The following is a 6,723-nucleotide window of genomic DNA, read 5'->3' on the forward strand; positions in this document are numbered from 1 at the left end:
GGCCGGGTCGACGGCGTCCTTGGCCCAGCGGGTGTGGGCTGACCGGACGACCTGCCGGGTGCCCGCGAGCAGCAGGGCCAGCGCGTGCTCGGCGACGCCCCGGGCGTAGAAACCGGATGCGTTGGTCCAGTTCCGGCGGTCGTCGAGCACGCCCGCGGCGACGAAGTGCTCGATGCCCGCGGTGCTGAGCGCCACCCACTCGACGTGGTCCGGCAGGTCCGGGAAACCCTCAGGGCCGCCGATCCACACCAGGACCCGGGCCTCGTCGAGCGACACCACCGAGCCGCCCTCGCCCTCCACCGCGGCGACGAGGTGGGGGTCGCGGGTGGGCTCGACGGCCACGCGCAGAGCGGCGGCGTTACCCGGGGTGGGGATCATCTCGGCAGGGCCTTCTTTCCCGTCTCGGCGATGGTGGACACGGTGAGGAGCCCGATCACGCAGACCCCGATCACCCAGTATGCGGGCGCCATGCCGCTGCCGGTCCAGGCGACGAGCTGCGCGGCGAAGTACGGCGTGGTCCCTCGACGACGACGACAACGCCCGCAGCAAAACGGGCCGAGCCGCCGCCCGCGAGAAGGTCAACTACTCTTGACACGAAAAGTCAAGGCTGGTTAACATCGGTCCATGGCAGTCCGAGAGTCCGATGCGGCCGGATCGAACCCGGTCCGGGAGTGCCGCAAGGTCCAGCGGGTCACCCAGGCCGAGCTCGCGGAGGCGGTGGGTGTCAGTAGGCAGACGATCATCGCGGTCGAGCGGGGCGACTATTCGCCGTCGGTGTATCTGGCGATCCGTATCGCACGGACCCTGGGGCGGTCGGTCGAAGAGCTTTTCATTCTGGAAGAGGAGTCCCGATGAATCAGCGCAGCAGCGTGTTCGACAGGCTGTCGGACCGGGTGATGAATCTCGACAGCCCGGCGTACGGGGACGAGCGCGAGCGCACCGTGTTCATGGAGGCGAGTGCATTCGGACTCTCGGTCGGTCTGTACGCGGGGCTGGCGGGGTCCGTCGTGTCCGCGGCGTTCGGCCTGATCCTGCTGCCGACGGCGCTCCTCGTGCTGACGATCCTGCCCGCGGCGGCCACCCAGTGGTACGCGCGGCGGCGGGGAGTCCACCTCAACGCCCTCGCCGAGAAGTCCGGGGCCAGGTCGACCATGGTCACCATGGTCGTGGTGTGCGCACTCATGGCCCTGACGTTCGCCGCGATGACCTACACCGTCTTCGCCGGTCAGCCACTCCTGCCCTTCCCCTCGGTCACGGTGACACCGGGGGATGGCCCTCTCGGGGGTGCGGCACAGGGCGCCGTGGTCGGTGGGATGGTCGGAGCGGTCGCCGGGATCATCGGTTCGATTCTGAGCTACCGCAAGGCGAACCGCCGGAAGTAGAGGCGGCGCTGGCGGATCTCATCGCGGCCGGGGTTAAGGAGCGAGCCAGCACTGGCCCGTCGACCGGTCGTGCCTCGAGTCCATCCGGTGGCATAGTGGCAATCGCAGCACCCCTCGTGTCCGGGCCAGTCCGGGCACGTGGCGACACCGCACGAATCCGTGCAGGTCAACGCCTGCACCGACGAGAGGATCGCACATGGCTATCAGTGACGACGACATGACGACCACCGGCAACTCGGGCGAGGGAGTCGCCGACGGCGGCTCGAACCCGCAGGGCCATGACGGCGGGGCCGACGGCTCGGCCAACAAGGGCGAGGGCACCGCTGACGGCGGCTCGAACCCGGGCGGACACGACGGTGGAGCTGACGGCGCGGCCGGCTCGGGCGAGGGTGTCGCCGACGGCGGCTCGAACCCGGACGGGGCCGATGGCGGCGCCGACGGCACGGCCTGAGCAGTAGTGCTCGAGCGGTGCGTCGCATGCGGGCGGGATGAGTTCGCGGCAGCGGTCTGGGGTCAGCGGCCCCTGCTGACCCCTGCGGCCGAGTTGCCGCGCGACTTCTCCGATCTGCTGTCTCCGCAGATGGTCGACGAGATCATCGCCGAACGTGGGGTACGCACACCCTTCGTCCGGATGGCGCGGGAGGGCACGCTCGTCGACCGGGCGTGCTTCACTCGCGCCGGCGGGTTCGGCGCGCAGATGCCCGATCAGATCGACCCCGACGGCGTGCTCACGCAGTTCGCCGCCGGGGCGACGATCGTCCTGCAGGGACTGCACCGGTTCTGGCCGCCGATCATCGACTTCGTCCGCGGCATGACCTCTGATGTCGGCCACCCGGTGCAGACCAACGCGTACATCACCCCGCCCGCGAACCGCGGGTTCGATCCGCACTACGACGTGCACGACGTGTTCGTCCTCCAGGTGTCCGGCACCAAGCGATGGCGCGTTCACGAGCCTGTCCACCACCATCCGCTTCCCGATCAGCCGTGGACCGATCACCGCGAGGCGATCGCCGAGCGTTCGAGGGACGAGCCGGTGATCGACGCGGTGCTCGAGCCGGGGGACTGCCTCTACCTGCCGCGCGGCTGGGTCCACTCCGCCGAGGCGCAGGGCGACACCTCCATCCACCTCACCGTGGGCGTGGCCCCCTTCACCGGGCACGATGTCGCGACGGCGATGATCGAGGCGCTGGCCTCGGAGGAGGAGTTGCGCGCGTCGCTGCCGCTCGGGCTCGCCCCGGTCGACGCCGCTTCTACCGGGGAACACACTCGCGGGGTGCTCGACGTGCTGGCCCGGTTGATCGCCGAGAAGCAGGATCAGCTCAGCGGTATCGCCGGCGACGCGCTGGCGACGCAGTACCTGGACCTCACGCGGCCCGCCCCGGTCCGCCCGCTGGCCACCCTCGACGCCGTGGCGGCCCTCGATCCCGAGACCCGGGTGCAGTGGCGCGACGGGTTGCACGGGCGGGTGGATGACGACGGCTCCGACGGCGCCGATCCGGCCACTGTCGTACTGAAGTTGCCCACCAAGTCGATCTCCTTCCCGGCGGTGTGCGCACCCGCCCTGCACGCCGTCCTCGAGGGCGCTCCCGTGAGCGCCGGAACTCTGCCTGGTCTCGATGCGGCGGACGGCCTGGTGGTTCTCCGGCGGTTGCTGCGGGAGGCAGTGCTGGTGTCGCTGTGAGGTCGGTGATCCTGTGACCAGGCCTGCGGACTGGGAGCCGTGCAGTGTGTCGGCGCTGCGCCGGGGCGATCGCCTGGAGGGCTCGGGCTCGCGGGGGATGCGCTGGCTCATGCTCGAGCTCTGCGGCCCCTGGGGGCATTCGGCGTTGCTCGAGTCGCCGGTGCTGTTGCCGTCCGAGTTGGGTCGGCAGATCGCCCAGCGCGCCCAGGCCGCCGACATTCGTGTCGCCGCCATCCGCCGGCCCGGTAAGCGTTCCGAGCAGCGACGGTGGCGGTGGGCTCTGGCCGATGCCCGGCCCGGTCAGGAATCGCTGCGGTGGGGCGAGGTCGACGGGCCCGAGGGGTACGCCGAGATCCCCCTCGACGGCTCCGCCGGCACACAAACCGATGAACCGCTGGTAGCGATCTGCGCCCACGGCAAGCACGACCAGTGCTGCGCGGTTCGGGGACGCAAGGCCACGGCTCTGATCGCGGAGCGCTACCCGGAGGCGACGTGGGAATGCTCACACCTGGGCGGCGACCGCTTTGCTGCGACAATGATCGTCCTGCCGCACGGGCTCTTCTACGGTCGAGTCGACTTGGCCGAAGACCCGGCCGACATCGTTACCCGCTACACCGAGGGCCGGGTCGAGCCACGCCATCTGCGCGGGCGGAGCAGCTACCCGGCAGAGGTGCAAGTGGCGCAGCATCATGCCCGCGCGCTCCTTGGCGACGATCGCATCGACGCTTTCGCTCCGCTGGATGTCGCCGAAGTAGCAGGACACGTGGAGGTGACGCTGGCGGGTCCGCACGGCCCGATTCAAGTGCACCTTCGGGAGTCCTTCTCCGAACCGATCTTCACGATGTGCCAGGCTCGGACGCCGGGGCCAGTGAGAAAGTGGGACCTCCAGAACGTGTCGGGGGATTCCCGGCCTGGATGTTGATTCGTGTACGCTACTTTTTCTTCAACGGCAGGCCATCCTTTCCGTATTCAACGACGGTATTTTTAATGAATTGTTCGAGAATCCAATCGTAAATGATATTGCAAAGCTCGAGATACTGTTCTGGCGCGTGTTTGGCTCCTGTTGGAAAGTCGCCGTGTGCTATCTCATTTCTTAAGTTGAGCAAGACCCCGAGGCGTCCCTTGAGCTCCTCATCGAGGACTTCGTTAAGGGACTCGAGATAAACTTCACCGAACCGTGACACTAGTGTTTCCATCGCATCTGGTGTCAAATTTGGAGATTTTTTAAAAAACGACCTCGAGAATTGGGATACTTCTCTGTTGGCGTTAGTTTCAATATACCAGGTTATGGCCTCATAGAACAATTTCTCTAGGAAACCGGCGCATCGAATCGCGTAATATCGTCTCAGGTCCTCCTGAAGCTTCGCGTTTTGAAGTAGGTCAATGCCCTCCAGGTGGGTTAGCGTATCGTACCTCGATATTTCTGATTCGAGGCTGCCCTTCAGGGAATATAGGATTCGACGGATATCAGCCATCTGCTGCCCGGTCGAAGGCTTCTATCGCCAGGCGAAGGCGTTGCTTAACGTTCGCTCGGTGCGATGTACTTCCAATTAGCGTCTCTTGAAACTCCTCAGAGCTTCGAAGGTGATCGATTCCCCTTTTGATATCGGCCTGGCTGGGAAAACTTGAGCCTAAATCATGGTGCATCAGAGATGCTAGGATGGAGTCTACGTAAGCCGCATTGATCGCCCCCCTGTTTCGAAGGCCGTCACTTCCATAGAGGGATGAGAGGGCGGCGGTAGCCGCCTCGAACGCGGTCTCCAATTTTCCGATGTCCAGGCCTTGGAGGTGCCGGTGTTTGGAGAGATAACCATTAAGCAAGTTCGACATAGACGGCTTATAGCTGTTGGTTAGGAAGTCAACGCTAGACGGTGGCTCGATACTGGTTTCAACCGCTTCCAGCAAGGCTAGCGAGCGAAGAATTAGCTCGTGGTCCTTTAGGCGACCGCCAGAGTTTCCGATTAGGTTCCGCCACTCGGATTTTCGGTTTAACTCGCGAATCCAATCTACGAGTTTCCCTCGGAATATAGCTACTCTAACTTCTTGGGCATTGAGGGCTACTCCTCCACTATTGAGGCGGCCGAAGAGTCTGTAGACTGCCCGCTTTCCTTGTTCGCCGTTAGGCTCAATGATTACTGCTTGGATAAACGTGTTCCGAAAACGACGTTTGTCTTCATTTGAAAGAGAATCATAGGAGACACCCTCGAACTGATCGACCACATCCTTAAGGACGAAGTCGCGGCCGTTCGCGCGTTTGCCAGATTTGAACTCACTCAACGTGAGAAGGCGCTGCTGCCCGTCTAGAACAAGGTAGCGTTCGTCCTCGTCTTTTACCATGAATATGCTCGGAACGGGCCACCCGAGAAGGATTGATTCAATGAACTTCTCTTTCCGTGGAATGCTCCAGACTGGTCCACGCTGAAAACCATCCAGGCTAGTTCCTGAGGATTCATCAGGGTCAAATCGCGGTATAACGATGTCGCCTTCGTCTAGCCGTCTGACTAGTCCGTCGATATCGAAGTCTGCACCAACGTACTTGAGTGCATCAGTTTCAAATTGGTCCTCGTCGGGGAGATCATCCTCGGATTCCATCCCGAGAATCTGATCTGTCGATGCTGTCTGCACTGGCGTAGTCTCTTCCTGTAGCGCGGGGGCTTCGTTCGCCCAGACTGATGCGAGGAGCTTGAGTCTTCGTCCAAGGCTAGCGGATAGTCTGAAGTAAGAGGGCAACGTCGAGTTCGCAAACGGGGCCAAGAAAGTTTCCGAGATTGGTATTCTGCGGAACGTGGACAGTTACCCCTCTCACGCGTACTCGCCCGACGGATCGCTCTGGTGGCGGCTCGACTTTGAACCTGGGAGCAGGCGCCCATTTGGCGACGAGCAGAAAATTGCGGCATACCTCGCGTCGACCAAGTCTGTGGGAGATGTCTTTACAACCCGGGAACTTCGAGAGCAAATCGGGCGGCGGGGCGAGGCCAACACTGCCGAGCACTTCCAGCGGCGTATTAGGGCATTACGCAGTACGCGAGACGGGTGGAGGATTGCCTCCTTTCAAGACGACAGAACGCTGCCGGCCGAGCACTATAGGGTCGACGAGATTGGTTGGCATCCCGCGATCGGTCCGCGGCCCAAGAACTCTCAAGCAGTATCCGCTAAGACGCGGTCACTGGTTCTGGATCGAGATGGTCGCAGATGTGTCATTTGTGGCGTGGGAGCAGGCGAGCCATATCCGGAGACCGGGTCGCCAGCCGCCATGACTATTGGACACATTGTGCCCCGTGATCGTGGCGGAAGCAGCGATGCGGACAACCTTCAGGTGGAGTGCGCGCACTGCAACGAGACTAAGAGGGCGGAAGGGGCAGGGTCAGAGGACTTTGACATCGTTTGGCCCGCGGTCAAGCGTTTGCCTACTAGCCAAGTTCGTCGAATCTCAGAATGGCTGGCGCAAGGGTATCGGACCCGGGACCGGTTGGATGACGTTTACGATCGCATTCGAATGCTGCCACCAGAGGAAAGGGCTCGCGTCCAGGCCGAGGTGCGTCGACTGCTTGGTAATTAGAGGCGGCCCGGTGTTCCAATAGCTCGGCGACAACATCCCCCGGGTTTGGCTCGCCAACGCTGCGATGGGATTATCGGGCTCTTCGCATCTGAGCGTGGGTG

At 63.4% G+C, this 6,723-nt stretch carries 7 protein-coding genes and 1 pseudogene; 5 read left to right on the plus strand and 3 right to left on the minus strand.

Going from position 1 to position 6,723, the window contains the following annotated elements; genetic code table 11:
• Positions 1–378 (minus strand): annotated as a pseudogene (locus tag G6020_RS01300) (hydroxyacid dehydrogenase); the annotation flags it as partial.
• Between the two features lie 246 nt (positions 379–624).
• Between G6020_RS01300 and G6020_RS01310 the strand changes: the two are divergent.
• From G6020_RS01310 to G6020_RS01330, 5 genes are all read left to right on the plus strand, one after another.
• Positions 625–855, plus strand: a complete 231-nt coding sequence (locus G6020_RS01310) for a helix-turn-helix transcriptional regulator (protein ID WP_182609407.1) — start codon at positions 625–627, stop codon at positions 853–855.
• A complete protein-coding gene (locus G6020_RS01315) occupies positions 852–1,382 on the plus strand; it encodes a hypothetical protein (RefSeq protein ID WP_182609408.1) in 531 nt (176 codons plus the stop codon). The genes G6020_RS01310 and G6020_RS01315 overlap by 4 nt, the downstream gene beginning before the upstream one ends.
• Before the next feature lie 196 nt (positions 1,383–1,578).
• Positions 1,579–1,833, plus strand: coding sequence for a BatC protein (locus G6020_RS01320; RefSeq protein WP_179524352.1), 255 nt, complete (start codon positions 1,579–1,581; stop codon positions 1,831–1,833).
• A gap of 6 nt (positions 1,834–1,839) precedes the next feature.
• On the plus strand, positions 1,840–3,063 hold the full coding sequence (locus G6020_RS01325) for a cupin domain-containing protein (RefSeq protein WP_182609409.1): 1,224 nt from the start codon (positions 1,840–1,842) through the stop codon (positions 3,061–3,063).
• 97 nt (positions 3,064–3,160) lie between these two features.
• The gene (locus G6020_RS01330) at positions 3,161–3,985 is read left to right on the plus strand and encodes a sucrase ferredoxin (protein ID WP_182609413.1); all 825 of its coding nucleotides are present in this window, start codon (positions 3,161–3,163) and stop codon (positions 3,983–3,985) included.
• A 10-nt stretch (positions 3,986–3,995) separates the two neighbouring features.
• Here G6020_RS01330 and G6020_RS01335 read toward each other — a convergent pair whose 3' ends face one another.
• On the minus strand, positions 3,996–4,538 hold the full coding sequence (locus G6020_RS01335; protein WP_182609410.1) for a HEPN domain-containing protein: 543 nt from the start codon (positions 4,536–4,538) through the stop codon (positions 3,996–3,998).
• Positions 4,531–5,688: a DUF262 domain-containing protein gene (locus tag G6020_RS01340; RefSeq protein WP_182609411.1), complete on the minus strand. Its 1,158-nt coding sequence runs from the start codon at positions 5,686–5,688 to the stop codon at positions 4,531–4,533. Before G6020_RS01340 ends, G6020_RS01335 begins: the two co-directional genes overlap by 8 nt.
• Positions 5,689–6,723 lie beyond the last annotated feature (1,035 nt).

Origin of the sequence: Dietzia sp. B19 (genome assembly GCF_014145155.1) — a bacterium.
Classification (GTDB): domain Bacteria; phylum Actinomycetota; class Actinomycetes; order Mycobacteriales; family Mycobacteriaceae; genus Dietzia; species Dietzia natronolimnaea.